General features: G+C 68.7%; 29 protein-coding genes. 15 read left to right on the top strand and 14 right to left on the bottom strand.

The features are described 5' to 3' along the window. Positions 1-18 precede the first annotated feature (18 nt). The 8 genes from AC07UH_RS03685 to glmU all read right to left on the bottom strand — a co-directional run bounded on the left by AC07UH_RS03685 (position 19) and on the right by glmU (position 5,834). A complete protein-coding gene (locus AC07UH_RS03685; RefSeq protein ID WP_495179307.1) occupies positions 19-933 on the bottom strand; it encodes an ROK family protein in 915 nt (304 codons plus the stop codon). Between the two features lie 70 nt (positions 934-1,003). After that, the gene (locus tag AC07UH_RS03680; protein ID WP_495179308.1) at positions 1,004-1,249 is read right to left on the bottom strand and encodes a hypothetical protein; all 246 of its coding nucleotides are present in this window, start codon (positions 1,247-1,249) and stop codon (positions 1,004-1,006) included. 16 nt (positions 1,250-1,265) lie between these two features. Beyond that, positions 1,266-1,601: a BrnA antitoxin family protein gene (locus AC07UH_RS03675; protein WP_495179309.1), complete on the bottom strand. Its 336-nt coding sequence runs from the start codon at positions 1,599-1,601 to the stop codon at positions 1,266-1,268. Next, positions 1,585-1,851 carry a BrnT family toxin gene (locus AC07UH_RS03670; RefSeq protein ID WP_495179310.1) on the bottom strand — a complete coding sequence of 89 codons (267 nt, stop codon included), beginning with the start codon at positions 1,849-1,851 and terminating at the stop codon, positions 1,585-1,587. Before AC07UH_RS03670 ends, AC07UH_RS03675 begins: the two co-directional genes overlap by 17 nt. Positions 1,852-1,901: 50 nt before the next feature. Continuing rightward, positions 1,902-3,725, bottom strand: a complete 1,824-nt coding sequence (gene glmS, locus AC07UH_RS03665; protein WP_038663427.1) for a glutamine--fructose-6-phosphate transaminase (isomerizing) — start codon at positions 3,723-3,725, stop codon at positions 1,902-1,904. A gap of 15 nt (positions 3,726-3,740) precedes the next feature. Then, positions 3,741-4,109, bottom strand: coding sequence for a PIN domain-containing protein (locus AC07UH_RS03660; RefSeq protein WP_322850168.1), 369 nt, complete (start codon positions 4,107-4,109; stop codon positions 3,741-3,743). Next, the gene (locus AC07UH_RS03655) at positions 4,106-4,456 is read right to left on the bottom strand and encodes a ribbon-helix-helix domain-containing protein (RefSeq protein WP_495179311.1); all 351 of its coding nucleotides are present in this window, start codon (positions 4,454-4,456) and stop codon (positions 4,106-4,108) included. Before AC07UH_RS03655 ends, AC07UH_RS03660 begins: the two co-directional genes overlap by 4 nt. 25 nt (positions 4,457-4,481) lie before the next feature. Beyond that, positions 4,482-5,834, bottom strand: coding sequence for a bifunctional UDP-N-acetylglucosamine diphosphorylase/glucosamine-1-phosphate N-acetyltransferase GlmU (gene glmU / locus AC07UH_RS03650; RefSeq protein ID WP_495179312.1), 1,353 nt, complete (start codon positions 5,832-5,834; stop codon positions 4,482-4,484). Positions 5,835-5,895: 61 nt separating this feature from the next. Between glmU and AC07UH_RS03645 the strand changes: the two genes are divergently transcribed. Next, complete coding sequence (locus tag AC07UH_RS03645) at positions 5,896-6,597, top strand: HAD-IA family hydrolase (protein WP_495179313.1); 702 nt, start codon at positions 5,896-5,898, stop codon at positions 6,595-6,597. A gap of 6 nt (positions 6,598-6,603) precedes the next feature. On the opposite strand, the gene AC07UH_RS03640 is transcribed toward AC07UH_RS03645, so the two are convergent. The 4 genes from AC07UH_RS03640 to AC07UH_RS03625 are packed head-to-tail and all read right to left on the bottom strand — an operon-like array spanning position 6,604 to position 9,137. Beyond that, positions 6,604-7,593: a nucleotidyltransferase domain-containing protein gene (locus tag AC07UH_RS03640; RefSeq protein WP_495179314.1), complete on the bottom strand. Its 990-nt coding sequence runs from the start codon at positions 7,591-7,593 to the stop codon at positions 6,604-6,606. After that, positions 7,578-8,432: an HprK-related kinase A gene (locus tag AC07UH_RS03635; RefSeq protein WP_495179315.1), complete on the bottom strand. Its 855-nt coding sequence runs from the start codon at positions 8,430-8,432 to the stop codon at positions 7,578-7,580. The genes AC07UH_RS03640 and AC07UH_RS03635 overlap by 16 nt, the downstream gene beginning before the upstream one ends. Further along, positions 8,429-8,695 (bottom strand): HPr-rel-A system PqqD family peptide chaperone, encoded by a 267-nt coding sequence (locus AC07UH_RS03630; RefSeq protein WP_038663447.1) that lies wholly within the window; start codon positions 8,693-8,695, stop codon positions 8,429-8,431. Before AC07UH_RS03630 ends, AC07UH_RS03635 begins: the two co-directional genes overlap by 4 nt. Positions 8,696-8,699: 4 nt before the next feature. Beyond that, complete coding sequence (locus tag AC07UH_RS03625; protein ID WP_495179316.1) at positions 8,700-9,137, bottom strand: hypothetical protein; 438 nt, start codon at positions 9,135-9,137, stop codon at positions 8,700-8,702. A 505-nt stretch (positions 9,138-9,642) separates the two neighbouring features. On the opposite strand from AC07UH_RS03625, the gene AC07UH_RS03620 reads away from it, so the two are divergent. The 9 genes from AC07UH_RS03620 (at position 9,643) to AC07UH_RS03580 (ending at position 18,792) form a co-directional block, all read left to right on the top strand. After that, positions 9,643-10,869: a sensor histidine kinase gene (locus AC07UH_RS03620; protein WP_038663453.1), complete on the top strand. Its 1,227-nt coding sequence runs from the start codon at positions 9,643-9,645 to the stop codon at positions 10,867-10,869. A 54-nt stretch (positions 10,870-10,923) separates the two neighbouring features. After that, the gene (locus AC07UH_RS03615) at positions 10,924-11,991 is read left to right on the top strand and encodes a substrate-binding domain-containing protein (RefSeq protein ID WP_495189872.1); all 1,068 of its coding nucleotides are present in this window, start codon (positions 10,924-10,926) and stop codon (positions 11,989-11,991) included. 238 nt (positions 11,992-12,229) lie between these two features. Beyond that, positions 12,230-13,606 carry a phosphate ABC transporter permease subunit PstC gene (pstC, locus tag AC07UH_RS03610; RefSeq protein ID WP_137898714.1) on the top strand — a complete coding sequence of 459 codons (1,377 nt, stop codon included), beginning with the start codon at positions 12,230-12,232 and terminating at the stop codon, positions 13,604-13,606. Beyond that, positions 13,599-14,855, top strand: a complete 1,257-nt coding sequence (gene pstA, locus AC07UH_RS03605; RefSeq protein WP_495179318.1) for a phosphate ABC transporter permease PstA — start codon at positions 13,599-13,601, stop codon at positions 14,853-14,855. The genes pstC and pstA overlap by 8 nt, the downstream gene beginning before the upstream one ends. Continuing rightward, the gene (gene pstB, locus AC07UH_RS03600) at positions 14,837-15,610 is read left to right on the top strand and encodes a phosphate ABC transporter ATP-binding protein PstB (protein WP_425424003.1); all 774 of its coding nucleotides are present in this window, start codon (positions 14,837-14,839) and stop codon (positions 15,608-15,610) included. The genes pstA and pstB overlap by 19 nt, the downstream gene beginning before the upstream one ends. 10 nt (positions 15,611-15,620) lie before the next feature. Next, the gene (gene phoU / locus AC07UH_RS03595) at positions 15,621-16,331 is read left to right on the top strand and encodes a phosphate signaling complex protein PhoU (RefSeq protein ID WP_038663466.1); all 711 of its coding nucleotides are present in this window, start codon (positions 15,621-15,623) and stop codon (positions 16,329-16,331) included. Further along, complete coding sequence (gene phoB / locus AC07UH_RS03590) at positions 16,331-17,023, top strand: phosphate regulon transcriptional regulator PhoB (RefSeq protein WP_038663469.1); 693 nt, start codon at positions 16,331-16,333, stop codon at positions 17,021-17,023. The genes phoU and phoB overlap by 1 nt, the downstream gene beginning before the upstream one ends. 349 nt (positions 17,024-17,372) lie before the next feature. After that, positions 17,373-17,801, top strand: a complete 429-nt coding sequence (locus AC07UH_RS03585; protein ID WP_495179319.1) for a hypothetical protein — start codon at positions 17,373-17,375, stop codon at positions 17,799-17,801. Between the two features lie 88 nt (positions 17,802-17,889). Then, positions 17,890-18,792 carry an SDR family NAD(P)-dependent oxidoreductase gene (locus AC07UH_RS03580; RefSeq protein WP_495179320.1) on the top strand — a complete coding sequence of 301 codons (903 nt, stop codon included), beginning with the start codon at positions 17,890-17,892 and terminating at the stop codon, positions 18,790-18,792. Between the two features lie 90 nt (positions 18,793-18,882). Here the strand turns inward: AC07UH_RS03580 and AC07UH_RS03575 are convergent, their stop codons facing one another. Together AC07UH_RS03575 and epsC are read right to left on the bottom strand one after the other, a co-directional pair. Continuing rightward, positions 18,883-19,221 carry a DUF2794 domain-containing protein gene (locus AC07UH_RS03575; protein WP_038663478.1) on the bottom strand — a complete coding sequence of 113 codons (339 nt, stop codon included), beginning with the start codon at positions 19,219-19,221 and terminating at the stop codon, positions 18,883-18,885. Then, a complete protein-coding gene (epsC, locus tag AC07UH_RS03570) occupies positions 19,221-19,913 on the bottom strand; it encodes a serine O-acetyltransferase EpsC (RefSeq protein WP_495179321.1) in 693 nt (230 codons plus the stop codon). Before epsC ends, AC07UH_RS03575 begins: the two co-directional genes overlap by 1 nt. 183 nt (positions 19,914-20,096) lie before the next feature. Here epsC and AC07UH_RS03565 point away from each other — a divergent pair, with 183 nt between their 5' ends. The 5 genes from AC07UH_RS03565 to AC07UH_RS03545 all read left to right on the top strand — a co-directional run bounded on the left by AC07UH_RS03565 (position 20,097) and on the right by AC07UH_RS03545 (position 24,991). Next, positions 20,097-20,870, top strand: coding sequence for a sulfite exporter TauE/SafE family protein (locus AC07UH_RS03565; RefSeq protein ID WP_495179322.1), 774 nt, complete (start codon positions 20,097-20,099; stop codon positions 20,868-20,870). Positions 20,871-21,022: 152 nt separating this feature from the next. After that, positions 21,023-21,586: an alkyl hydroperoxide reductase subunit C gene (gene ahpC, locus AC07UH_RS03560; RefSeq protein WP_038667238.1), complete on the top strand. Its 564-nt coding sequence runs from the start codon at positions 21,023-21,025 to the stop codon at positions 21,584-21,586. Between the two features lie 103 nt (positions 21,587-21,689). Further along, on the top strand, positions 21,690-23,276 hold the full coding sequence (gene ahpF / locus AC07UH_RS03555) for an alkyl hydroperoxide reductase subunit F (RefSeq protein WP_495179323.1): 1,587 nt from the start codon (positions 21,690-21,692) through the stop codon (positions 23,274-23,276). Between the two features lie 185 nt (positions 23,277-23,461). Beyond that, positions 23,462-24,364, top strand: coding sequence for a hydrogen peroxide-inducible genes activator (locus tag AC07UH_RS03550; protein ID WP_495179324.1), 903 nt, complete (start codon positions 23,462-23,464; stop codon positions 24,362-24,364). 15 nt (positions 24,365-24,379) lie between these two features. Beyond that, on the top strand, positions 24,380-24,991 hold the full coding sequence (locus tag AC07UH_RS03545) for a fasciclin domain-containing protein (RefSeq protein WP_495179325.1): 612 nt from the start codon (positions 24,380-24,382) through the stop codon (positions 24,989-24,991). Positions 24,992-25,008 lie beyond the last annotated feature (17 nt).

Here is a 25,008-nt window from a genome sequence, read left to right as displayed (position 1 = left end):
AGAGGTAAGCAAATACGGTTAAAACGCCGTGAACGACTTCAATTGCTGTTCGAGTGCCTGACCGCCGATCACGATCGCGCCGAGCGGCCCCGCATTGCCGCCGAGCGCCGGCGGGACGACGAACGAAGGCTCGGCGATTTCTGGCAGAGCGATATAGCCGGCGAGGCTCTTGACCATCGCGGCGCGGATGCGCGGGAAGAGATGGTCGTTGCCGACCATCACGCCGCCGCCCATGACGATCCGTCGCGGCACGCCGGTGAGCACCAGCGTGTGGCAGAGCTGGGCGAGGACATGGGCGACCGGTTCCCAGACGGGATCGTCGGCGGCGATGTCCTCGCCCTTCTTGCCGGCACGCGCGCCGATCGCGGGGCCGGCGGCGAGCCCCTCCAGACACCCGCCATGGAACGGGCAGATGCCGATCCAGTCGTCGCCGGTCAGCCGGTCGGGGCGGATATGGCCCAATTCGCTGTGGGTGAGGCCGTCGACCGGCACGCCGCCGGCGATCAGACCGACGCCGATGCCGGTGCCGACCGTCACATAGGCGACATCGCGCAGCCCCTCGGCGGCGCCCCAGCGCGCCTCGGCCAGCGCGGCGCCGACGACATCGGTATGGAAACCGGTCGGCACCTCGTAGCGCGCGGCGAGCCGCTTGGCGACGTCGGTGCCTGCCCAATGCGGCTTGGGGGTCGAGGTGACATGGCCGTAGTCGGCGGCATGCCGGTCGATCGAGATCGGCCCGAAGCTGGCGATGCCGAGCGCGTCGAACTTGCCCCAGCCGTCGAGGACATGCTCGATCCCCGCCAGCGTCTCTTCGGGCCGGGTGGTCGGCAATTGGACGCGATCCTCGATCGCATCGGGCCCGCGCGCCAGCAGGCAGACGATCTTGGTCCCACCCAATTCGACACCGGCTACCAGAGGGGGGACGCTGACCACGATCGTTTCTCCTTAGGACGCGGGCGTTAGCCGAGAATATCCGGTTAGGCGAGAACGAGCTGGATGGCAGTCAAACCTCGCGATCCGATTGAGCCCCCGGATCACCCGGCAGGCGAGCTTTGGTCAACGCGGCGAACGCCCGGGTCTCCTCCGCCAGCCATGGCGCACCCTGCACGACTTGCCCTGCCGAGAAGTCGATCAACCGTTCGGCCCGATCCCTCGTCACCGCGCCGGTATCGATCGCGATACTGATCCAGTCGAGCAGCAACCGATTGGTGAACAGCAACAACGCCTGTTCTTCCTTGTCCATCGCCATAACGATCCTTCCCGTGTCAGGCTGGAAGCGTGCCCAGTCTCGCGCCATCGCCTTGCGCCCGTGACGCAGCGACCAGACTATGGTCGGGCATGGTCGCCTGACGCAGCATCTGATTCATACGCGACTGCCAACCAGGGCCGGCCGACCGCAGATGCTCGAGCAGATCCTTGTCGAGCCGCAGCGAAATCTGTTCCTTGGTCGATCCGACGGGCCGTCCGCTGCGATTGCGGACCAGCGCCGCGACGATGTCGGCAGGAAAAACCTCGTCAACCGGGCGGGCGAGGGCAAAGTCCTCCTCCGTCCATTCGGGGTTGTCATCATAATCGGCTGGCGGCTTAGCGACGGCGTTCATACTGGCGACCTTCCTTGGCATGGGCGCGACGGAAGCTGATGAGACGCATGACGCCTCCGGTCAGCGTGAAGACGATGACGTGGAGTCGACCATCGATCATACCAAGCGAGCGAAAGCGCGTTTCTCCATAATCGTATCGATCATCCACGAGACTGATCGCTTCGTCATCGAAACCCCTGAAATCCGCCAGCGACAGCCCGTGCTTCACCTTGTTCGCGGCATCCTTGACGGGATCATAGACGATCTTCATCGATTGATGTATATACAATTACCTGATGGATGAACCGAGCGTCGGGTTCATCACTCCACCGTCACCGATTTGGCGAGGTTGCGCGGCTGGTCGACGTCGGTCCCCTTCGCCACCGCGACGTGATAGGCGAGCAGCTGCACCGGCACCGCATAGACGAGCGGGGCGATCAGCGGATGCACCTTCGGCATGGTGATCGTCGCGACGCAATTCTCGCCCGCTGCCTGGATACCGTCGTAGTCGCTGATCAGGACGACCTTGCCGCCGCGCGCCTGCACCTCCTGCATGTTGCTCACCGTCTTGTCGAACAGCGGGCCGGAGGGGGCGATGACGATGACGGGGACGTTCTCGTCGATCAGCGCGATCGGGCCGTGCTTCATCTCGCCGGCGGCATAGCCTTCGGCGTGAATGTAGCTGATCTCCTTGAGCTTGAGCGCCCCCTCCAGCGCCAGCGGATAATCGGTGCCACGGCCGAGATAGAGGACGTCGCGCGCGCCGGCGACGACGCCCGCCATCGCCTGGATCGCCTCGTCATAGGCGAGCGCGCCGTTGAGCGCGGCAGGCGCCTCTGCGAGATGGCGGACGATGTCGCGCTCCTCGCCGGGCTTGAGCTTGCCCTTGGCGCGGGCAAGATTCGCAGCGAGCGCGGCGAGCACCGCGAGCTGGCAGGTGAACGCCTTGGTGCTGGCGACGCCGATCTCCGGCCCGGCATGCGTCGGGAGCAGCAAGTCGGCCTCGCGCGCCATGGAACTGGTCGGCACGTTGACGACGACCGCGATCGTCTGCGCCTCGGAGCGCGCGTGGCGCAGCGCGGCGAGCGTATCGGCGGTCTCGCCCGACTGGCTGATGAACAGCGCGAGCCCGCCCGGCTCCATCACCGGCGCGCGGTAGCGGAATTCGGACGCGACATCGAGGTCGACGGGAACGCGCGCGAATTGCTCGAACCAATATTTGGCGACCATGCCGGCGTAGAAACTGGTGCCGCAGGCGACGATGGTGACGCGCTTGATGCTCGACAGGTCGAATTCAGGGATCGGCAGCGTGACGCGTTCCTCCATCCGCTGCAGGTACGAGCGCAGCGTCTGGGCGACGACGATCGGCTGCTCGTAGATCTCCTTCAGCATATAGTGGCGGTGATTGCCCTTGCTGATCAGCTCGCCGGTGACGCCGGAAATGGTGATCGCACGCTCGACCGGATGATTGTCGCGGTCGTAAACCTGTGCGCCGTCCGCGGTGCAGACGACCCAGTCGCCCTCGTCGAGATAGGCGATGCGCTGCGTCAGCGGCGCGAGCGCGAGCGCGTCGGAGCCGAGGTAGGTCTCGCCGTCGCCATGACCGACGACGAGCGGCGAGCCGAGCCGCGCGCCGATCAGCAATTCGGGATGCTTGCGGAACAGGATGGCGAGCGCGAAGGCGCCGTGCAGGCGCGGCAGCACCTCGCGCACCGCGCCGACCGGATCGATCCCCGCCTCGACCTTCTCGCTGATGAGGTGCGCGACGACCTCGGTATCCGTCTCGCTGGTGAACACGCGGCCGCGCGCGATCAGTTCGTCGCGGAGCGGCTTGAAATTCTCGATGATGCCGTTGTGGACGACCGCGACCTCCTCGGTCGCATGCGGGTGCGCGTTGTTGGTGGTCGGCCCGCCATGCGTCGCCCAGCGGGTGTGCGCGATGCCGGTGGTGCCGGGCAGCGGATGCGCGGCGAGCTCGCGCGCGAGGTTGACGAGCTTGCCCGAGGCGCGCCGGCGCTCGATCCCGCCGTCATGATCGGTGGCGATGCCGGCCGAGTCATAGCCGCGATATTCGAGCCGCTTGAGCCCGTCGAGCAGGCGATCCGCGACGTCTTCCGCGCCGACGATTCCAACGATTCCACACATGATCGGGGTCTGCCTTCAGAGGAGGTAGGGAACACGGATCCCCGGCATGGTCGCCGGGAAATCCTTGATGTTACGGGTGACGAGGATGCGGCCGTGTTCCTGCGCCGAGGCGAGGATGACCGCGTCGGCAAGCTTCAGTCGCCGCCGCTCCCGGCGGAGCGCGGCAGCGCGTTGCGCGATGACGAGATCGAGTTCGTCGATCTCGAACCGGTTGAGAAAGCGATGCACCACCGGCAACTGATCTTCCTCAACCTTGGACAGCACCTCGATCCACGTCACGCGGCTGATGTGGAGATAGGTTGCGGATGCGATCTCGGCATGCGCCGGCTCATGTCCGTTCAACGCGTCGATCAGGATATTGCTGTCGAACGAGCGCGCGATCACAAACGACCGTTTTTCATATCCAGATAGATCTGGCGCTGACGATCGTCCTCCGCATCGAACAGGTCCGGAAACTCGGCTTTCACGTCCTCGTAATCGTCATCCCACGGGCGCGTCCACGACGCCCGCTCGCGGCGCTGCCATTCGACCGCATCGCCGATGTCGGTCCGGTCCTTCCAAAGGCCGAAGGCATCGTCGAGCCAGCTCATGTCTTTCGACGGCGGCGTTTCGGCGCGATAGTTGGCGACCGCCTCGCGCAGCAGCGAGGCGCGCGACTTGCCCTGCTCGGCGGCACGCGCGTCGAGCCATTTGACGTCGTCGTCGGGCAGATCGGCGAGGATGCGCGTCATGCCCAAATGATATCACACGCCGATATCACTGTCCAGCCTTACGCGCCGCCATCCGCTCGCGGAAGCGCGTCGCCCAGCCGGGCTTGGCGACCTGCGGCGGGCGGACCAGCGCCAGCGCGCCGGCCTCGACGTCCTGCGTCAGCACCGATCCCGCGGCGACGATCGCGCCGTCGCCGACCGACACCGGCGCGACCAGCGCCGAGTTGGAGCCGATGAACGCACCCGCGCCGATCTGCGTCCTGTATTTGAAGAAGCCGTCGTAATTGCAGGTGATCGTGCCCGCGCCGATGTTCGCCGCCGCGCCGACCTCGGCATCGCCGATATAGGAGAGATGATTGACCTTGGCGCCCTCGCCGAGCACCGCCTTCTTGATCTCGACGAAATTGCCGACCTTCGATTTGACGCCGAGCGTCGCGCCGGGACGCAGCCGGGCGTACGGCCCCACCTCCGCCTTCGCGCCGATCGTCGCGCCCTCGATATGGCTGAACGCGTGAATGACGACGCCGTCGGCGATCGTGACGCCGGGGCCGAAGACGACATTGGGCTCGATCACCACGTCGCGGCCGACGACGGTATCATGACTGAACCAGACCGTCTCGGGCGCGATCAGCGTCGCGCCGTCGGCCATCGCCTGCGCGCGCCGCGCCGTCTGCCAGCCCGCCTCGACCGCCGCCAGCTCGCCGCGGCTGTTGATGCCGGCGACCTCGTACTCGCCCGTCTCGATACACACCGCGCGGCCGCCGCCGGCGATCGCCAGCGTCACCACGTCGGGAAGGTAATATTCGCCCGCCGCATTGTCGTTGCCGACCGATTCGAGCAGCCGCCACAGGTCGCGCGTGCGCACCGCGGTGACGCCCGAATTGCACAATTCGACCGCGCGCTCGGCGGGGCTGGCGTCCTTATATTCCACCATCTTGCGGATCGTGCCGTCGCTCGCCGCGATGATCCGGCCATAGGCACGCGCATCGGCGGGGCGGAAGCCGAGCACCGCGACGGTCGGCGCATCGGGCGCCTCGAGCCGCGCCGCGAGCCGGGCGACGGTGTCGCTGCCGAGCAGCGGCGTGTCGCCGAAACAGACGATCGCGATGCCGTCGAAACCGGCGAGCGCGGCCTTGGCCTGCAGGGCGGCATGCGCGGTGCCGAGCTGCTCGCGCTGCCACGCGATCTCGACCCCGGTCGCCGCCACCGCCGATTCGACCTGCTCGCCCGACGCGCCGACCACGACGACGCGGCGCGTCGCGCCGGCGCGGTTGAGGCTGTCGATCAGGTGGAGCAGCATCGGCCGCCCGGCGATGGGATGCAGCACCTTGTGCAGATCGGACTTCATCCGCGTGCCCTTGCCCGCGGCGAGGATGATGACGGCGAGAGATGTGGTCATGCCGTCCGACTGCCACGGAAGGCTTGCCAATTCCATACCGACGCGCCACCGGCGCACGGATATGACGTCGAATTCACCACCCCGCCCGTCGCCCGACGCTCCGTTCGACATCGTCGGCTTCGACCTCGACGGGACGCTGCTCGACACCAGCGGCGATCTCGCCGCGGCGGTGAACCATGCGCTCGCCTCGGTCGGGCGGGCGCCGCTCGGCGTCGCGCAGGTCAAGCCGATGATCGGCGGCGGCGCGCGCCGCATGCTCGCGCAGGGGATGGCGGCGACCGGCGGCTGCGACGAGGCGACGCTCGACGTGCTGCATCGGCTCCTGCTCGATCATTACGAAGCGCATATCGCCGATTTGACGCAGCCCTATCCCGGGGTGCTCGACGCGCTCGATACGCTCGCCGCGCAGGGCGCACGGCTGGCGGTGGTGACCAACAAGCTGGAGGGGCTGGCCCGCAAGCTGCTCGGCGCGCTCGATCTCACCGGCCGCTTCGCGTGCATCATCGGCGGCGACACGATGGGACCGGGCAACGCCAAGCCCAGCCCGAAGCCGATCTACGAGATGCTGGCGCGCTGCGGCGGCGGCACAGCGGCGTTCGTCGGCGATTCGATCTTCGACATCGAGGCGGGCAAGGCGGCGGGCCTGCCGACGATCGCCTGTTCGTTCGGCTTCCTGATGCAGCCGGTGGCCGAGCTCGGCGCGGATGCGGTGATCGATGGCTATGACGAATTGATCCCGACGCTGGAGCGGCTGGCGCGGTAAGGCGATTCAGTTCCGCCGCCACTTCGCCCAGAGGTGCCGCGCGAGCATCGCCGGCGGCATGCGCAGCCAGTGCGAGCGGACGTAGAAGGCGAGCCGCGTCGCCGGGCGGATCGGCCGCCCCCAATCGTCGCGCGCCAGCAGCCGGCGCAGGTAGAGCGCATCGCCCCGCGCCAGCGTGCGATAGGCCGGGTCGACCGGCGTCGCGAACAACCGGTGCGTGAGCCGTAGCGCCCTCGCCACCTCGCGCGACAGGCCGTGCTCCGCCGCCCGTGCGCGTGCGCCCTCGCTGCCATGATCGTCGATCAGGCAGTGGATGTCCCACAGGTTGCGCAGCCCCCCCGCAAGGTCGCCGTCGGCGAACAGATGCGCGGCGGCATGGACCAGCATGTCGTCGGGCGACAGCACGGCAAGGCCGGTGCCGAGCGGCTGCGCCTGCGCCAGCAGCGCCGCCGCATCGGGCGTGATCCGCGCGGTGAGCGGCAGGATGGTATGGTGCACGTCGATCATCCGGTCGCGGTCGCGATGGATCAACGGCGGCAGCTCGTGCATCCAGCGGCGGTAATAAGCGTCGTCATAGGGATCGGGCTTGACCCATTCCCACCCCGCCGCGAGCAGCGCCGCCTCGACCGCGTCGAGCGACCCGCGCGGCACGAGGATGTCGAGGTCGCCGATCGAGCGGCCGCGCCCGGCGAGCAGCCCGGCGGCGACGAACGCCGTCCCCTTGAGCAGCACGACCGCACAGCCCAGCGGCGCGAGCGCGCGCCGCGCCATCTCCGCCTCCCACAAGGCAGCGCGGCGGCCGTTTTCGGCGGCGGCGCGGGCATCGGCGAGCAGCAGCGCGACATCCTCGGGCAGCGGCAGGCCATCGAGCCGATAGGCGAGCGTGCCGAGCAATTGCTCCGCGCGCGCCGTCGTGACGAGGCCGATCCAGTCGGTGTCGAGCGCCAGCGACTGCGGGTCGGCGAGCGCGCGCGCGAGGATCAGAGCGTCCGCCACAACGCCTCCACCTGCGCGATCGCCGCTGCGCCATCGGGATAGTCGATCGCATGCGCCGGCGTCGTGCGCACCAATCGGGTCAATGCATCGAATCCCGCCTCGCCGAGCGCGACGTAATTGGTCGACGCCTGGGTCAGCCGGACGAAGGATTCGGACGGCAGCACGCCGCGCGTCGCCGCCGCGAAGCCGTGGCGCGGGTAGAGCAGCATCGCGGGCGCGGCGGGCTCGTCCATCGCGCCGACCGCGAGCGCGTCGGGCACCATATGGCGAATGTCGCCCTTGGGCGTGCCGGTGAGCAGGGGGCCGAGCTTGGCGTCGGGCCGCGCGGCGATGGCGGCGGCGATCGCCGCATTCTTGAGGCTGATGAGGCGGGGAAACGGGTGGACGAGCCCGGTCTCGGGATCGATCAGCGCGAATTCGTCGCTCATGAACCGCCAGCCGTGCGCCGCCAGCAAGGTCGCCAGCGTCGACTTGCCCGCCCCCGATTCGCCGGTGAGCAGCAGCGCCTGCCCGTCGCGCTCGACGCAGGCGGCATGAAGCAGCAGATAGCGGCGCCCGCCCAGCGCCAGTTGCAGGTTCATCGCCATTTCGGCGGCGAGCAGCCCCTGCGCGAGCGGCAGCGGCGCCGCCTCGGGCAGCATATAGTCGCCGGCGATGCGGATCGACGGCCGCAGCCAGCGCCGCCACCAATGCGTCGCCTCCAGCCGCACGGTGAAATCGGGCAGATTGGGCGAGGGATAATAACGGTAGAGTTCGCGCAAGGCGTCGATGGGCGCGCGCCAGTCGCTGCCGACGCGAAAGCCGATCGGACCGATCCGCACGGTGAAGACGTGTCTCATAGCGCCTCGACCAGCCCCGCCGCGACCAGTTCGTCGAGCCGGGCCGCGAGCGCGTCGCGGCTGGCGTCGCCGAGGTCGTAGCGCTCGCCGAGGCGGACCAGCAGCGTCTCGAGGTCGAGCGTCGTGTCGGCGAGCAGCGCGAGGATCTCGGGCGCGGGGCTGACCAGCAGATGGGTGATCCCGGACGGGCGATGGAAGACGGCGGTGAAGGCGTCAAGTTCGGCGGTCAGCAGCGCCGCGTCGGCCGGGGCGCGATAGCGCAAGGCGTCAGCCGCGCGGCATCTGCAACGAGGCGAAGCAGGTGAAGCCCCCCTGCCCGCGCTGCAGCCTGCGGATATAGCTCACATAGGCGCGGTTGCTCTCGTAGGTCGTGCCGGGCAGTTGCACGCCGGCGAGCGCGCGCTTGACCTCTTCGCCCTTGAACGGGCGCGAGGTGGGGGGAAATGCGCCCTTGGTACCGGGGGCGACGACGTTGCCGGCCGGATCGATGAAACGGCCCGCCCGCCCCAGATCGGGCACCGGGATCTCGCAGGTCATCACCGAACCCGCGGTCTGCGCCAGCGCCGGCCGGATCGACACCACCGCGCCGGCGGTCACCGCGCCGAGCATCAGCACGCGGCGCCGGCTGGCGACGGCGGCATCGTCCGGCTCCGCCGGTCCCGCCTGCGCTGGATTGTAGCCGTCGACCGGCGTCTCGTCACTCATGGCACCCCTGCTACCGCCACTGCCTTTCACATTCGCTAACCACTGGCAAGCGCAGGAAATGTGCGGTGGTGGGACGGAGGGGAAATTTCGGTGTGACGGTCGGCGTCGATGAAGTCGCCGGGCTCCCGTCCATCACGGTTTCGCCGCGCCACCTCCCCTTGGCGGGGGATATGGCAGACGGGCGCAAATCTGGTTCCTTCGTATTCCAAATCCACCCCGTCACCCCGGACGTGTTCCGGGGTCCACTCTGCGGCGGGGAGCAAGGCTTGAGCCTCCTGCCGTTCCCTTGCGGCGTGGTGGACCCCGGAACAAGTCCGGGGTGACGGAGCTGATGAGGAAACCGATCGATCCTCATGAACCGCAGCCATATGTGATTGCCCTGCCTGGCGGGGACGACTCCGCGTCGGCCGAGTGGTGGAGGGGGCGGGAGCGTCGCGACCCGATCCCGAAGCTTGTAGCGACATCCCCCCTCCCCGCCGCGGCCAAGCTCGGCTAGCCACGCGTCATGGCTTCCCGATTCGTCCACCGGCTCAGCGGCGCGCTGGGAATCGCCTTCGGCACCGGCGCGGGCGTGTTCCTCGTCGACGGGCGGCCGGACGGCGCCGCGATCGCCTTCGTTGGCGCGGTGGCGGCATCGCTGGCGGCGATGGGGCGCGGCGACCAGGGTATCGCCGCGGCGCGCCATGCCGGGCCGGACGCCAACGTGCTGCTCGGCGAGGTGCTCGACGTCATCGCCGAGCCGGTGCTGCTGGTCCGTGGCGGCGTCGTCACCTGTGCCAACACTACTGCGCGCGCCTTGCTCGGCCGCCATATCGTCGGCGAGGACGTCCGCGTCGCGATCCGCCACCCCGCCGCCGCCGACCGGCTGAGTTCCAGCGCGCCGCTGCCCGGCCGTCCGGTCGAGCTGGTCGGTCTTGGCAGCCCCGACCAGCGCTGGGAGATGCGCACCGGCGAAACCGCGGACGGCGCGCGCATCGTCCATCTGATCGATCAGTCGGGCAATTATGCCGCCGAGAAGATGCGCGTCGACTTCGTCGCCAACGCCAGCCACGAATTGCGCACGCCGCTCGCCTCGATCCTCGGCTTCATCGAGACGCTCAACGAGGAGGCGGGCGAGGACCCGGGGTTGCGACGCCGCTTCCTCGACGTGATGTTCGCCGAGGCGCGGCGAATGCAGCGGCTGGTCGAGGATCTGATCTCGCTCTCCCGGATCGAGGCGGAGAAATACCGGCTGCCCGGCGAGCGGCTGTCGCTGAGCGAGTTGCTCGAGGACGTCGCCGCCGAGATCGCCGCCGCGCACAGTCCGCGCGCGCAGGACGTCGCCGTGACCATCGACCCCGACCTGCCCGAAGTGGTCGGCGACGAGGCGCAATTGTCGCAACTGCTGCACAATCTGATCGGCAATGCGATGAAATACGGCCGGGCGGGCACGCCGGTGACGGTGGCGCTGGGGCTCGACCCGTCGAACCTGCTGCGCTTCACCGTCACCGACGAGGGCGAGGGCATCGCGCCGCAGCATATCCCGCGGCTGACCGAGCGTTTCTATCGCGTCGACCCCGGCCGCAGCCGCAGCGTCGGCGGCACCGGGCTGGGCCTCGCGATCGTCAAGCATATCGTCGAGCGGCATCGTGGCCGGCTCGACATCGTCAGCCGGGTCGGCGTCGGCACCAGCGTCACCGTCGCCTTGCCGCCGGCGGATGCACTGGCCGAAGCCGGTGTCATCAAAGGGTAACGTAACCGTCACACAGGCGGGGCGTGGCGGCGTCGAGTCGCTCGCGGGGACATGATGCGCGTTCGAACTCCTGGCCTGCTGCTGACGTGGGCGCTCTGCCTCGCCGGCTGCCAGGATCAGGCGAACGGCGGCGGCGGCGGTGCGCGCGATCAGATCACCGCGGTGGGATCGTCGACCGTCTATCCCTTCACGACGCTCGTCGCCGAGACCTTCGTCGCCAACCAGCCCGACGCCAAGGCGCCGGTGATCGAATCGACCGGCACCGGCGCGGGGATGCGGCTGTTCTGCGCCGGTCTCGGCGCGGCGCATCCCGACATCGAGGACGCCTCGCGGCGGATGAAGCGCAGCGAATATGCCGGCTGCCAGGCGAACGGCGTCGGGCCGATCATGGAGGTGCAGATCGGCATCGACGGCATCGCCTTCGCCGAGGCGCGCCGACCCGCGGGGAACGGGCCGGGCATGAGGCTGACCCCCGCCGATCTCTATCGTGCGCTTGCCGCGACGCCGGGCGGCGTGCGCAACGCCGCGCGGCTGTGGCGCGACGTCAATCCGGCGCTGCCGGCGACGCCGATCCAGGTCTATGGCCCGCCCGCGACCAGCGGCACCCGCGACGCGCTCGCCGAGCTGATTTTGACCCGCGGCTGCGAGGCGATCGATCCGCGCGCCCGCACGCTCGCCCGCACCGATCCGGAGGCGCACAAGATGCTGTGCACGCGGGTGCGCGAGGATGGGGTCTATGTCGATGCCGGCGAGAACGACAATCTGATCGTCCAGAAACTGTCGGCCAATCCCGACGCGATCGGCGTGTTCGGCTACAGCTATCTCGAACAGAATGCCGGCACGGTGGACGGCGTCGCGATCGACGGGGTCAAACCGAGCTATGCGACGATCGCCGCCGGCGCCTATCCCGGGTCGCGGCCCTTGTACCTCTACGTCAAGATCGCGCACCTCAAGGCGATCCCGGGGCTCAAGGCGTTCCTGCAAAGCTATACCCGTGCCTGGGGACCGGAGGGGCCGCTCGTCCGCCGCGGCCTGATCGCCGCGCCCCCGGCGGTGCGCGCGAGGGCGGCGGCGGTCGTCGCGCACGAGACGCCGCTCGATCCCGCGGATCTGCCGTCGTGATGCGCGTCACGCTTTTCCCACCGACGCCGTCACCCCGGACCCGTTCCGCGGTCCACGCCGCGGCAAGGAGCGCCGTGCAAGCGCAGTGCTCCTGCGAAAGCAGGAGCCCAGGGCCAAGCAAAACAACGCCTGACGCTTGGGACTCCTGGACTCCTGCTTTCGCAGGAGCACTGGGGGAGTTTTGGAGAGGTTTCGATCACGTCCGGGGTGACGGGATGGATATGGCGGGGTTCGCGGCATGAGCGCGCTTGCCGTCGCCATCGTCGTGTTCGGGCTCGCGCTGATCGGCTGGCTCGCCGCGCGGATGCGCGCGGCGACGTTCCGTACGCCGGGGCGCGCGCGCTTCACCGCCTTGCCCGTCCATTACGGCTATTTCGTCGGCATCTGCGCGCTCGTGCCGCCGCTCGTCTTCCTCGCGACGTGGAGCCTGACCGCACCCGCGCTGGTCACCGACGCGGTGCTCGCCACCCCCGCCGCCGCGGCGCTGCCGCCGCCCGGCTTCGAGCGCGCATCGATCCTGTCGGAAGCGCGCGAGCTCGGCGCCGGGCGCAGCTACGGCGCCTTCCACGACCTGTCGGCAAAGCTCGCCCCCGCCTATGCCGCCGCGCAGCACCGCTATGACTGGATCGCCACCGCGATCGCGCTGCTGCTCGCCTTCGCCGGCGGCGGCCTCGCCTTCACGCGGGTGCGCCCCGATTTCGCGGCGCGCACCCAGGTCGAGCGCGTCGTCATGCTGCTGCTGCTCGCCGCGTCGCTGATCGCGATCCTCACCACGATCGGCATCGTCGCGTCGTTGCTCTACGAATCGGCGCGCTTCTTCCGCATCGTGCCGATCGGCGAGTTCCTGTTCGGCACGCACTGGAGCCCGCAGGTGATCGACGCGCGCGATCCCGGCGCCAGTCTCGGCGCGGTGCCGCTGTTCTGGGGCACCTTCTTCATCGGCGCGGTGATCGCGATGGCGGTCGCCATCCCGTTCGGGCTGATGAGCGCGATCTACCTCACCCAATATGCGCATGCCCGCACGCGCGCCTGGCTGAAGCCGGTGCTCGAGATGCTCGCCGGCGTGCCGACCGTCGTCTATGGCTATTTCGCCGCGCTCACCGTCGCGCCGGCGGTGCGCGAACTGGGCGTCGCGCTCGGCGTCGCCAACGCCTCGTCGGAAAGCGCGCTGGCGGCGGGCGCGGTGATGGGGATCATGATCATTCCCTTCGTCTCGTCGATGGCGGACGATTCGATCGCCGCCGTCCCCGCGTCGATGCGCGACGGCAGCCTCGCGATGGGCGCGACCCAGTCCGAGACGATCCGCCGCGTGATCCTGCCCGCCGCGCTGCCCGGCGTGGTCGGCGGCATCCTGCTCGCGGTCTCCCGGGCGATCGGCGAGACGATGATCGTCGTCATGGCGGCGAGCGGCGTCGCGACGCTCACCGCCAATCCCTTCGCCAGCACGACGACCGTCACCAAGCAGATCGTCGACCTACTCACCGGCGAGGCGGAGTTCGACAGCGCCAAGACGCTCGCCGCCTTCGCGCTCGGCCTCACCCTGTTCGTCATCACGCTGGGGCTCAACATCGTCGCGCTGACCGTCGTCAAACGCTATCGAGAAGCCTATGAATAAGTCGCGCCTGCCCACCGACTGGAAGGCGGCGTCGGTGCAGCGGCGCACGCGGCGGCGCTATGTCGCCGAGCGGCGCTTCCGGCTGATGGGGCTCGCCGCCGTGTGGCTGTCGGCGGGGTTCCTCGCCTTCCTGCTCGTCAGCATGGTGTCGGAAGGGCTGAGCGGCTTCCGCCAGACGCGCGTCGCGCTGCCGATCGATCTCGCCGCGGCCAAACTGGCGGTGACGCCGCAGCAGGTGCGCGGCCGCGGCGCCGATCTCGCGCTCGCCGGCGCCGGGCTGGAGGGCGCGGTCGACCGCGCCGCGACGCGGGCGTTCGGACCGGGCGGCGCCGATCTGATCTCCGACGGCGCCTGGCTGGTGGTGCGCGACGCGATCGAGGCCGATCCGGCGCTGCTGCGCCGCCGCACCACGATCGCGGTGCCGGTGGCGAGCGCGATCGACGTCGCCGCCAAGCACGACGGCACCCCCGCCGCCGAGGCGATCGTGGCGAAGCTGAAGGCGCGCGGTGTCCTGACGATGGGCTGGAGCGCCGGCTTCCTTACCGCCGCCGATTCGACCGACCCGACCCGCGTCGGCATCTGGGGCGCGCTCAAGGGCTCGCTGCTGACGATGGCGGTGACGATCGCGCTCGCCTTCCCGATCGGCGTGCTCGCCGCGCTGTATCTCGAGGAATATGCGCCGCGGAACCGCTGGACCGACCTGATCGAGGTGTCGATCAACAATCTCGCCGCGGTGCCGTCGATCATCTTCGGCCTGCTCGGCCTCGCGGTGTTCCTCGGCACCTTCCACCTGCCGCGCTCGGCGCCGCTGGTCGGCGGACTGACGCTGGCGCTGATGACGATGCCGGTGATCGTCATCACCGGCCGCAACGCGATCAAGGCGGTGCCGCCGTCGATCCGCGACGCCGCGCTCGCGGTCGGCGCCTCGCCGGTGCAGGTGGTGTTCGACCATGTCCTCCCCCTCGCGCTGCCCGGCATCCTCACCGGCACGATCATCGGCATGGCGCGCGCGCTCGGCGAGACCGCGCCGTTGCTGATGATCGGCATGCGCGCGTTCATCGCCGCGCCGCCGTCGCGGCTTACCGATCCCGCCACCGTGCTGCCGGTGCAGATTTTCCTGTGGTCCGACGATATCGACCGCGGCTTCGTCGAGAAGACCTCGGCGGCGATCATCGTGCTGCTCGTCGTGCTGCTCGCGATGAACGGGCTCGCCATCTACCTCCGCAACCGATTCGAGACCCGCTGGTGACCCCGAAGATTTCCGCCCGTGATGTCAGCGTCTTCTATGGCGCCAAACAGGCGATCGACCATGTCTCGATCGACGTCGACCAGGACAACGTCCTCGCCTTCATCGGTCCCTCGGGCTGCGGCAAGTCGACCTTCCTGCGCACGCTCAACCGGATGAACGACACCGTCGCCGCGGCGCGGGTCAGCGGCGAGATCCTGCTCGACGGCGAGGACATCTACGCCAGCGGCATGGACGTCGTGCAGTTGCGCGCGCGCGTCGGCATGGTGTTCCAGAAGCCCAACCCCTTCCCCAAGTCGATCTACGAGAACGTCGCCTACGGGCCGCGCATCCACGGCCTTGCCACCGCGCGCGCCGATCTCGACGCATTGGTCGAGCAGTCGCTGCGCCGCGCCGGTCTGTGGGACGAGGTCAAGGATCGCCTGTCGGACAGCGGCACCGCGCTGTCGGGCGGCCAGCAGCAGCGCCTGTGCATCGCCCGCGCGATCGCGGTCGATCCCGAAGTGATCCTGATGGACGAACCGTGCAGCGCGCTCGACCCGATCGCCACCGCCAAGATCGAGGAGCTGATCCACGAATTGAAGGGCCGCTATGCGATCGTGATCGTCACGCACAACATGCAGCAGGCGGCGCGCGTCTCGCAGCAGACCGCCTTCTTCCACCTTGGCCAGCTCGTCGAATTCGGCGCGACCAGCGACATCTTCACCAACCCGCGGGAAGAACGCACCCGCGATTACATCACCGGCCGCTACGGCTGAGGGGACGGACATGCCATTGGACCATACCGTCAAGGCGTTCGACGCCGACATCGGCCAGTTGCGGGGGATGATCTCGCAGATGGGCGGCCTCGCCGAGGATGCGATCGCGCAGGCGATGCAGGCGCTCGCCCGCCCCGACCCCGCGCTCGCTGCGCGGGTGCGCGCCGACGACAAGGCGATCGACGCGATCGAGGCGGAGGTCGAACGGCTCGCGGTGCGGATCATCGCGCTGCGCGCGCCGATGGCGGTCGACCTGCGCGAGGTCGTCGCCGCGCTCAAGATCGCCGCGGTGGTCGAACGGATCGGCGATTATGCCAAGAACATCGCCAAACGCGTGCCGATGATCGCCAATGCTAATGACGGCAGCGATCACCGGATCGAGCCGATCTCGCTGCTGCCGTCGATGGCGCGGATGGCGAGCGACATGGTCCGCCAGGCGCTCGACGCCTTCGCCGCGCGCGACCCCGAGGCGGCGCGGCGCGTCGTCGAGAGCGATGCCGCGCTCGACGATTTCTACGACAGCATCTTCCGCACCCTCGTCACCTACATGGTCGAGAATCCGCGCACGATCAGCCAGGTCGCGCACCTGCTGTTCGTCGCCAAGAACCTGGAGAGGATCGGCGACCACGCGACCAACGTCGCCGAAATGGTCTATTTCGCCGCAACCGGCACCCAGATGGCTGACCGCGACCGCGGCGGCCCGGACAAGGACATACGCTGATGGCCCGCGCCTCCATGCTGCTGGTCGAGGACGATGCCGCCCTCGCCGAACTGCTGATCTATCATTTCAAGCGCGAGGATTTCGACGTCGCGCACACCCCGGACGGCGAGGAGGCGCTGCTGCTCGCCAAGGAGAAGGCGCCCGACATCGTCCTGCTCGACTGGATGGTCGAGGGATTGAGCGGCATCGAGGTCTGCCGCCGCCTGCGTCGGATGACCGAGACGCAGAACGTGCCGATCATCATGCTGACGGCGCGCGGCGAGGAGGAGGACCGCATCCGCGGGCTCGAGACCGGCGCCGACGATTATGTCACCAAGCCCTTCTCGCCGCGCGAGCTGGTCGCGCGAGTGAGCGCTGTGCTGCGCCGCGTCCGCCCGGCGCTCGCCGGCGAGGCGCTGACCTATGACGACATCGAGATGGACACGGTCGGCCACAAGGTGCGCCGCTCGGGCGAGGTCGTGCCGTTGGGACCGACCGAATTCCGGCTGCTCAAGCATTTCCTAGAGCATCCCGGCTGGGTGTTCAGCCGCGAGCGGCTGCTCGACGCGGTCTGGGGTCACGACAGCGACATCGAGAGCCGCACCGTCGACGTACATATCCGCCGGCTGCGCAAGGCGATCAACATCGGCAACCGCCCGGACCTGATCCGCACCGTCCGATCGGCAGGCTATTCGCTCGATTCGGGCACCTGAAGCGGCGGGAGCGGCGTCGGGACTTAAGACTAAATGCCGTAGCGGTCGGTTAGGCTCGATCGGCTTCCTCACCGATTCGTCACCCCGGACTCGTTCCGGGGTCCACTCTGCGGCGAGGAGGTCGGCTGGGATGGGAGCGCGCGCCCGCGGCACGGTGGACCCCGGAACAAGTCCGGGGTGACGAAGCACGCCGGGAAAGTGACTCGCCTGCGCGAGCGATCTTCTCCTCCATAGCCCCCGTTGCCCGAAATAGAATCGGACGCGAAACGATGGAGAAAAGTCCGCATTGGGACGTTGGGCGCAGGCGTTGACACTAAATGACGCATGAGATTCGATAGGAGATCCCGCGATGAAGCTCATTCTGCTGGCCGCCACGGCCCTGATTGCTGCCCCCGTCCTGGCGCAGACCACCCCGGCGCCGACCGACGCCCAGACGACCACGCCGGCTGATCCCGCCGCCGCCCCGGCCGATCCGGCCGCGGCCCCCGCCGACCCTGCGGCCGCGCCGGCGCCCGCCGATCCCGCTGCCGCGCCCGCGCCCACCCCGCAGGCGAGCATGCCCGCACCCGCCTCGACCGGCGGCGCGACCCCGGCCGGCGGCTATGCCCCGAGCGGCTCGGCGATCAGCGGTGGTTCGCCCGGTGCCAGCCTGCCGCCAGTGTTCCGCCCCGCGCCGAGCCCCGATCAGGCTTTCCCGGCACCCGCGCCGCTCGCCAAATATCCGGTCTGCAAGAAGGGCCAGTACGATCAGTGCATCCAGCGCGGCGGCAAGAAGTAAGCCGGTGCCGCAGCCGGCATGACCGGTTGCCAGATGCCACTTAACGTTTAGGGAAAGGCGCTCCATCATTGCGAGGAGCGCCTTTTTCATGTCCCCCATCCGCTTCGACGGCCGCGTGGCCATCGTCACCGGCGCCGGCGGCGGCCTCGGTCGTCACTATGCGCTCGAACTCGCCCGGCGCGGCGCGCGCGTGGTGGTCAACGACCTCGGCGGGGCGCGGGACGGCACCGGTCATAGCGACGCCGCGCTCGCGGTGGTGGACGAGATTCGCGCCGCCGGCGGCGAGGCGATGTCCAACGGCGGCAACGTCGCCGAATACGAACAGATGGCCGATATGGTGGCACAGGCGAAGGCCGCCTGGGGCGGCGTCCATATCCTCATCAACAACGCCGGCGTGCTGCGCGACAAGACCTTCGCCAAGATGGAGCCGGCGGATTTCGAATTCGTCGTCCGCGTCCATCTGCTCGGCTCCGCCTTCGCCACGAAGGCGTGCTGGGAGACGTTCCGCGAGCAGACGTACGGCCGCGTGCTGATGACCTCGTCGTCGAGCGGCTTGTTCGGCAATTTCGGCCAGGCGAATTACGGCGCGGCGAAGCTCGGCCTCGCCGGTCTGACCAGGACGCTGGCCATCGAGGGCGCGAAGCACGACATCCGCGTCAACACGCTCGCGCCCACCGCCGGCACGCGGATGACCGAAGACCTGTTCCCCGCCGCCGCCTTTCAAGCCTTCGCCCCCGAAAAGGTCGCGCCGGGCGCGCTCTATCTGGTCAGCGAGGATGCGCCGACCAACGTCATCCTCGGCGCCGGCGCGGGCGCGTTCCAGGCCTCGTATGTGACGCTGACCCGCGGCGCGCTGCTCACCGGAGACGATCTGTCCCCCGAAGGCGTCGCCGCGCACTGGACCGCGATCACAGATCGCACTGGCGAGACCGTACCCAAGACCGGTGCCGAACAGGCGATGACGATCGGCGCCCTGCTGCAGGGCGGATGAGAGCTAGGCGGGGCCGACATCCAGCGTCTTGGAAAAATAGAACTGGATGTCAGTTCGCCCTGACCGCCTGACGCGGCAGGGCACCGGGCGTTATTCCACCAGCTTCATCAGCCGGCGCTCGACGGGCGCCAGCACCGGCCCCAGTTCGTGGCCGCGCTTGAGCACCACGCCCTGTTCGCCGATCAGCGCCCACATGCCCTGCTTGCCGCGCAGGGCCGGGCGTTTCTCGATGCGGAATTCGGGGCGCTCGGCGGCACGGCGGAAGGCGGCGAAGACCGCGGCGTCCTTGCCGAGCTCCAGCGCATAATCCTTCCAATGGCCCGCCGCGACCATCCGGCCGTAGAGATCGAGGATGCGGTTGAGTTCGAGGCGTTCGAAGCCGACTTGCGACGGCTTGCCGGCGTGCGGAAACGGCGTGACGATACCCATCAGGCGCGATCACGCTCCGCTTCGGGCATTTGTTCCCCCAGCAGCGCATCGAGCCGCTTGCGCATCGATTCCAGCTCGCAGCGCATGATCTCCATTTTCTGCGTCGCCGGATCGAACATCTCGCTGCACGGTGTGCCATAAGGGACGAACCGCGCCGGCGTCGCCGCCGCGCCGCCCTCGACCATCGTCGCGCGCGCGGGAATGCCGACCATCACCGCGCCTTCGGGCACGTCGCGCGTCACCACCGCATTGGCGCCGACACGCGCGCGCGGGCCGACGAGGATCGGGCCGAGCACCTGCGCCCCCGACCCGATGATCACGCCATCGGCCAGGGTCGGGTGGCGCTTGCCGGCGACGCCATTGTCGGGACTGGTCCCGCCCAGCGTCACGCATTGGTAGATGGTGACGTCGTCGCCGATCTCCGCGGTCTCGCCGATGACGACGAAACCGTGATCGATGAAGAAGTTGCGGCCGATGCTCGCGCCCGGATGGATATCGATCGCGGTCCAGGCGCGGGCGATGTGATTGACCAGCCGGGCGAGGAAGAACAGCCGCCGCCGGTACAAGGCGTGCGCGATACGATGCAGCCCGACCGCCCAGACGCCGGGATAGAGAAGGATCTCGGCGCGCGAATGCGGAGCCGGATCGCGCGCCTTGATCGAATCCAGATAGGCGGCCAAGCGTCCGAACATGCGCCAACGTCTCCCGAGCAGATACGCGAATGTAGCCACTCGCCGGGCAAATTGCCATGCCCGGCCCGCGGCGCTTGGGTGCGACAAAGCCCAGCTTTGTTGTAGGATTTGACGCGGCCGTGCACGATGAGAGCGATAGCGGGTGGTTTCGAACCCGACATTCTCGCGGAGAGACGATTGCCGATGCCTGATTTCCTTACCGCCATCGACTGGACCCAGGTGCTGCCGTTCGTCGCGATCGGCTTCGCCGCCCAGGTGGTCGACGGCGCGCTCGGCATGGCATTCGGCGTGATCAACTCGACGCTGCTGGTGACGGTGATGGGCGTGCCGCCCGCGGTCGCCTCCGCCAGCGTCCATGCGGTCGAAACCTTCACCACCGCCGCCTCCGGGATCAGCCACATCGCGCATCGCAACGTCGACTGGAAGCTGTTCCGCCGGCTGGTCATCCCCGGCGTGATCGGCGCGGCGCTCGGCGCGACCCTGCTCAGCAACGTCGATGCCTCGGTCGCCAAGCCGTTCGTGATGGCCTATCTCGCCTGCATCGGCCTCTATCTGCTGTTCCGCGCGGTGAAGGGCCGGATCGAGCCGCGCACGCCCAAGGTGATCGCGCCGCTCGGCCTCGTCGGCGGCTTCCTCGACGCCGCGGGCGGCGGCGGCTGGGGGCCGGTCGTCACCTCCAACCTGCTGATCCAGGGTGCGACCCCGCGGCATACGATCGGCACGGTCAACACCGCCGAATTTTTCCTGACCGCGACTGCCTCGATCACCTTCTTCATCGCGCTCGGCTGGTCGGCGTTCACGCTGCACACGCTCGGCATCCTGATCGGCGGACTCGTCGCCGCGCCGCTCGGCGGCATTCTCGCCAAGCGCGTGCCGACTCGCGGGCTGATGGCGATGGTCGGCGTGCTGCTGACGCTGACCAGCGCCTGGTCGATCTACGCCGCACTCGCGAAATAAATCTGCCGCAGGCGCAGTACGGTTAAATCCGCCCAAACGCGGGGGTTTCGCCCTGTGATCGCCCCATTCGATCACAGGATGCGAACAGATTGATTTTGCACTGCGGCATGAGCACCTATATCCGGTCCACGACATTCAACCGGAGACCCGACATGGCCCTCATCGGCAGCAAACTGAAGCCGTTCACCACCCAGGCCTATAAGGAAGGCAAGTTCGTCAGCGTCAGCGACAGCGACGTGCTCGGCAAGTGGGCGGTCTTCTTCTTCTACCCGGCCGATTTCACCTTCGTCTGCCCGACCGAGCTGGAGGACCTCGCCGACGTCTATCCGACGCTGCAGAAGATGGGCGTCGAGGTGTACAGCGTGTCGACCGATACGCACTTCAGCCACAAGGCGTGGCACGACAGCTCGCCGGCGATCGGCAAGATCAACTATTTCATGCTGGGCGATCAGAACCACAGCATCAGCACCAATTTCGAGATCCTGCGTGAAGGCCAGGGCCTCGCCGATCGCGGCACCTTCGTGGTCGATCCCGAGGGCGTCATCCAGCTGATCGAAGTGACCTCGGAAGGCGTCGGCCGCAACGCCGCCGAGCTGCTCCGCAAGATCAAGGCCGCGCAGTATATCGCTGCGCACCCGGGCGAAGTCTGCCCGGCGAAGTGGGAAGAGGGTGAGGAAACGCTCGCCCCCAGCCTCGACCTCGTCGGCAAGATCTAAGCGAATCCCTGCCTCTCCCCGTGGCAGGTGATCGCGGCCCGGGGTGGTTCCCTCCGCCCCGGGCCGCTTGTTTTTGAAGACGCCAATTTTTCGGAGTGCCCCCATGCTCGACGCCAATCTGACGCAGCAGCTGAAGGCCTATCTGGTCAACATCCGCGAGCCCATCGAACTGGTCGCCAGCCTGGGCGACGACGCCAAGTCGCAGCAGATGCGCGAGTTGATCGACGAGATCGCCGCGCTCTCCGACAAGATCACCACCGCGACCGGCGACGATGCGCGCCGCCCCAGCTTCCTCATCCGCCGCACCTGTACCGATATCGGCGTGCGCTTCGCCGGCCTGCCGATGGGGCATGAATTCACCTCGCTGGTGCTGGCGCTGCTCCAGGTCGGCGGTCATCCGTCGAAGGCGGCGCAGGACCTGCTCGATCAGGTGCGCAGCCTCGACGGCGACTATCGGTTCGAGACCTATTTCTCGCTGTCCTGCGCCAATTGCCCCGACGTGGTGCAGGCACTCAACCTGATGGCGGTGCTCAACCCGCGCGTGACGCATACCGCAATCGACGGCGCGCTGTTCCAGGACGAGGTCGCCAGCCGCAAGGTGATGGCGGTGCCGACGGTCTTCCTCAACGGCGAGGTGTTCGGTCAGGGCCGGATGGAGCTGGAGCAGATCGTCGCCAAGCTCGACACCGGCGCCTCGGCGCGGGCCGCGGCGTCGATCGCCGCCAAGGATGCGTTCGACGTGCTCGTCGTCGGCGGCGGCCCCGCCGGCGCGGCGGCGGCGATCTACACCGCGCGCAAAGGCATCCGCACCGGCATCCTCGCCGAGCGGTTCGGCGGTCAGGTCGCCGACACGATGGCGATCGAGAATCTCGTCTCGGTGCCGCATACCGAGGGGCCGAAGCTGGTCGCCGATCTCGAACGCCACGTCCGCGAATATGACGTCGACATCATGAACCTGCAGCGCGCCGAGGAGCTGATCCCGGCGCCCGAGGGCGGCCTGCACGAACTGGTGCTGGAAAATGGCGCATCGCTCAAGGCGCGCACCGTCATCCTGTCGACCGGCGCGCGCTGGCGGCAGATGAACGTGCCGGGCGAGGACGCCTATAAGAACAAGGGCGTCGCTTATTGCCCGCATTGCGACGGTCCGCTGTTCAAGGGCAAGCGCGTCGCGGTGATCGGCGGCGGCAATTCGGGCGTCGAGGCGGCGATCGACCTTGCCGGGCTGGTCGCGCACGTCACGCTGATCGAGTACGACACCGACCTGCGCGCCGATGCGGTGCTCCAGCGCAAGCTCGCCAGCCTGACCAACGTCACGATCATCACCTCGGCGCTGACCACCGAAGTGCATGGCGACGGCGACAAGGTAACCGCGCTCTCCTATCGCGATCGCACCCACGGCACGATGCACCGCGTCGAGCTGGAGGGGATCTTCGTGCAGATCGGACTGGTGCCGAACACCGAATGGCTGGCGGGATCGATCGCGCTGTCCCCGCGTGGCGAGATCGAGGTCGACGACCGCGGCCACACCTCGCGGCCGGGCATCTTCGCCGCGGGCGACGCGACCACGGTGCCGTTCAAGCAGATCGTGATCGCGATGGGCGCCGGCTCGACCGCCGCGCTGGCGGCGTTCGACCATCTCATCCGCCTCCCCGCGGAAGAAACGCACGACTGGGAAGAAGCGGCGGAATAACTCGCCAAATTCCTCCCCGGAACGGGGAGGTGGCACGGCGCAGCCGTGACGGAGGGGGGCTTCCACACGCGTCACGGTCGCGGAAGCCCCCCTCCACCATTCGCTTCTCGAACGGTCCCCCTCCCCGTGCCGGGGAGGACTTAGGGGGTAGCGCCCTCCTCTCGCGCCCCCTATCTGCCGACCCCATGGCAGCGACCTACCTCCCGACGCTGAAGCAGCTGCAATATCTCGTTGCGCTGAAGGACGCGGGCCATTTCGGCCGTGCCGCCGACGCCTGTTTCGTCACCCAGTCCACCCTCTCTGCCGGCCTGCGCGAGCTCGAGACGCTGATCGGCGTGACGCTGGTCGAGCGCACTCGCCGCGTCGTCCGCTTCACGCCGCTGGGCGACCGGATCGCCGACAAGGCACGCCGCGTGCTGCGCGAGGCGGAGGAGCTGGGCGATATCGCCCGCGCCGCCGGCCGGCCGCTGTCGGGCGAGATGCGGATGAGCGTCATCCCGACGATCGCGCCGTTCATGCTGCCGCATATCCTGCCGCGGCTGCGCCGCGACTATCCCGATCTCAAGCTGTTCCTGCGCGAGGAGCCCTCGGGCGCCGCCTGCGAGGGGCTGCACAACGGCCGCACCGATTGCGTGCTGCTCGCTTTGCCCTTCGCCTGCGGCGACGTCGCCTCGCATCCGCTGTTCGACGACCGCCTGTTCGTCGCCTATCAGCCGCAGGACATGCCGAGCGACCCGCCGATGATCCCGGCGTCGCTGATCGACGAGACGCGGCTGCTCCTCCTCGAGGACGGCCATTGCCTCAAGGATCATGCGCTCTCGGCGTGCAACCGCCCCGAATTGCGCGCCGAGGCGACGATGCTGGGCACCTCGCTGCACACGATCGTGCAGATGGTCGACAATGGCCTCGGCATGACGATGCTGCCCGAGATGGCGCTGAAGGCGGGCATCCTCGACCATACCGATATCGTCGCGCGGCCGCTCGACGCCGACAATGCGGTGCGGCGCATCGCGCTGGTCTGGCGCCGCGCCTCGCCGCGCGAAAAGGACTTCCAGTTGCTCGCCGAGGCGCTCGCCGAAGCGCGGTAATCCACAGGAGCCGATGTGATCCGATCCCAGACCCACGTGCGGCGCATCGCCGCGCTGCTTCTCGCCGCCGGCCTCGCCGGCTGCGTGCCGCCCGCGACCGCACCGGTCAGCGCGCCGCCGCCGCCGGTCGCCGCCGCACCGGTGGCGGTCGACCCGTCGCATATCGAGTCCGACGCGATGATCGCCACCTCGATCGCCGCGACGCCAGGGCTGAACACGCTGGCGGCCGAGTTGCATACCGCCGAACTCGACGCGTTGCTCGCCGGCAACGGCCCCTATACGCTGTTCGCGCCGACCGACACGGCGTTCACCCGGCTCGCGCCGGGGATCGCCGGCGACCTGCTCGCCCCCGAGAATCGCGCGGCGCTGGTCGCGTTGCTCCGCTATCATATCGTGCCGGGGACGATGACCACCGAACAGCTCACCCAGCGCATCCGGGCCGGCGGCGGCCGCACGGTGCTGACGACGCTCGGCGGCCAGCCGATCACCGCGACGCTGACCGGCGACGTCATCACCCTGACTAGCGTGACCGGGAACCGCAGCTACGTCGAGGCGGCCGACGTCGCGCAGGCGAACGGCGTGATCCATGTCGTCAACGGCGTGCTGGTGCCGAATTTGCCGCAATAAGGGACCAGCGCCCCTAC

It is taken from the genome of Sphingomonas sp. GW821-FHT04B01, from assembly GCF_059420425.1.
Note: the sequence above shows the minus strand (reverse complement) of the source record. Positions and strands in the feature narration are given on the sequence as shown.

Bases quoted from the DNA above. Each gene is read 5' to 3' on its own strand.
- AC07UH_RS03680 (WP_495179308.1), bottom strand. From the start codon at position 1,249: ATGGCGATGGACAAGGAAGAACAGGCGTTGTTGCTGTTCACCAATCGG.
- AC07UH_RS03675 (WP_495179309.1), bottom strand. From the start codon at position 1,601: ATGAACGCCGTCGCTAAGCCGCCAGCCGATTATGATGACAACCCCGAA.
- AC07UH_RS03670 (WP_495179310.1), bottom strand. From the start codon at position 1,851: ATGAAGATCGTCTATGATCCCGTCAAGGATGCCGCGAACAAGGTGAAG.
- glmS (WP_038663427.1), bottom strand. From the start codon at position 3,725: ATGTGTGGAATCGTTGGAATCGTCGGCGCGGAAGACGTCGCGGATCGC.
- AC07UH_RS03655 (WP_495179311.1), bottom strand. From the start codon at position 4,456: ATGACGCGCATCCTCGCCGATCTGCCCGACGACGACGTCAAATGGCTC.
- glmU (WP_495179312.1), bottom strand. From the start codon at position 5,834: ATGACCACATCTCTCGCCGTCATCATCCTCGCCGCGGGCAAGGGCACG.
- AC07UH_RS03645 (WP_495179313.1), top strand. From the start codon at position 5,896: ATGACGTCGAATTCACCACCCCGCCCGTCGCCCGACGCTCCGTTCGAC.
- AC07UH_RS03635 (WP_495179315.1), bottom strand. From the start codon at position 8,432: ATGAGACACGTCTTCACCGTGCGGATCGGTCCGATCGGCTTTCGCGTC.
- AC07UH_RS03625 (WP_495179316.1), bottom strand. From the start codon at position 9,137: ATGAGTGACGAGACGCCGGTCGACGGCTACAATCCAGCGCAGGCGGGA.
- AC07UH_RS03620 (WP_038663453.1), top strand. From the start codon at position 9,643: ATGGCTTCCCGATTCGTCCACCGGCTCAGCGGCGCGCTGGGAATCGCC.
- AC07UH_RS03615 (WP_495189872.1), top strand. From the start codon at position 10,924: ATGCGCGTTCGAACTCCTGGCCTGCTGCTGACGTGGGCGCTCTGCCTC.
- pstC (WP_137898714.1), top strand. From the start codon at position 12,230: ATGAGCGCGCTTGCCGTCGCCATCGTCGTGTTCGGGCTCGCGCTGATC.
- pstA (WP_495179318.1), top strand. From the start codon at position 13,599: ATGAATAAGTCGCGCCTGCCCACCGACTGGAAGGCGGCGTCGGTGCAG.
- phoU (WP_038663466.1), top strand. From the start codon at position 15,621: ATGCCATTGGACCATACCGTCAAGGCGTTCGACGCCGACATCGGCCAG.
- phoB (WP_038663469.1), top strand. From the start codon at position 16,331: ATGGCCCGCGCCTCCATGCTGCTGGTCGAGGACGATGCCGCCCTCGCC.
- AC07UH_RS03585 (WP_495179319.1), top strand. From the start codon at position 17,373: ATGAAGCTCATTCTGCTGGCCGCCACGGCCCTGATTGCTGCCCCCGTC.
- AC07UH_RS03580 (WP_495179320.1), top strand. From the start codon at position 17,890: ATGTCCCCCATCCGCTTCGACGGCCGCGTGGCCATCGTCACCGGCGCC.
- AC07UH_RS03575 (WP_038663478.1), bottom strand. From the start codon at position 19,221: ATGGGTATCGTCACGCCGTTTCCGCACGCCGGCAAGCCGTCGCAAGTC.
- epsC (WP_495179321.1), bottom strand. From the start codon at position 19,913: ATGTTCGGACGCTTGGCCGCCTATCTGGATTCGATCAAGGCGCGCGAT.
- AC07UH_RS03565 (WP_495179322.1), top strand. From the start codon at position 20,097: ATGCCTGATTTCCTTACCGCCATCGACTGGACCCAGGTGCTGCCGTTC.
- ahpC (WP_038667238.1), top strand. From the start codon at position 21,023: ATGGCCCTCATCGGCAGCAAACTGAAGCCGTTCACCACCCAGGCCTAT.
- ahpF (WP_495179323.1), top strand. From the start codon at position 21,690: ATGCTCGACGCCAATCTGACGCAGCAGCTGAAGGCCTATCTGGTCAAC.
- AC07UH_RS03550 (WP_495179324.1), top strand. From the start codon at position 23,462: ATGGCAGCGACCTACCTCCCGACGCTGAAGCAGCTGCAATATCTCGTT.